The organism is Campylobacter sp. 10_1_50, from assembly GCF_000238755.1.
GTDB lineage: Bacteria > Campylobacterota > Campylobacteria > Campylobacterales > Campylobacteraceae > Campylobacter_A > Campylobacter_A concisus_R.
Map to the genome: position 1 here is coordinate 103,454 of NZ_JH414889.1, position 625 is coordinate 104,078.

Sequence of the window (625 nt, forward strand, 5' to 3'; positions counted from 1 at the left end):
AGAAGTAAAATAAGCCTGCCATTTCACCCGCTGTTGCGTCAGTTCTAACAGTTGGTGCTTTAAACACACTCTTTTTAACATCAGCATCACGACCAAGACCAAAAATAGCATACTCCATATCTAGCTTATGTTCTTTTGCTCTTTTAGCTGTCTCACGCTCTAACTCTTTACCGCCGTAAGTAGCCACTGCTTGCATACTTCTTGAAACACTAACGTTTGAAGTAAAAATTTGCACTGCATTTGAAGTCTTTTGCACACTTGATTTGATCTGATCGTCAAAGTCAGAAATCTCTAGCTGTGCGTTTTTCTTTGGGGCAGCTAAGCTGTCAGTTAGCCAAGAGTGCTCTATACCTTTAACACTTGAAGTGCCAATAAGTTTAAGTATAGGCGTCTCGTCAGCACCTATTAAGATTATGTTTTCATAGACTGAGGGCTTTAAGCCTTCACGTTTTGTAGCTGGGGCTTGAAACCCAGTTGTAGTTATTGCCATTTCTTTGCTCCTTTTATGCAATTTAATGGCAATTTATCATTTGTCACTGTGTCAAATCTACCCAATTTTGGCAAAAAGAATATTTTTTTGTTTGATTTGAAAAAGAGAGTAAGCCCTAAAGATAGGGCTTTTAAT

1 protein-coding gene is annotated in these 625 nt (G+C 38.2%); it reads right to left on the reverse strand.

Translation table 11 applies throughout. From position 1 onward, the window contains the following. A partial coding sequence (locus tag HMPREF1019_RS10175) for an SU10 major capsid protein (RefSeq protein WP_009295420.1) occupies positions 1-490 on the reverse strand: 490 nt, incomplete at its 3' end. Positions 491-625 lie beyond the last annotated feature (135 nt).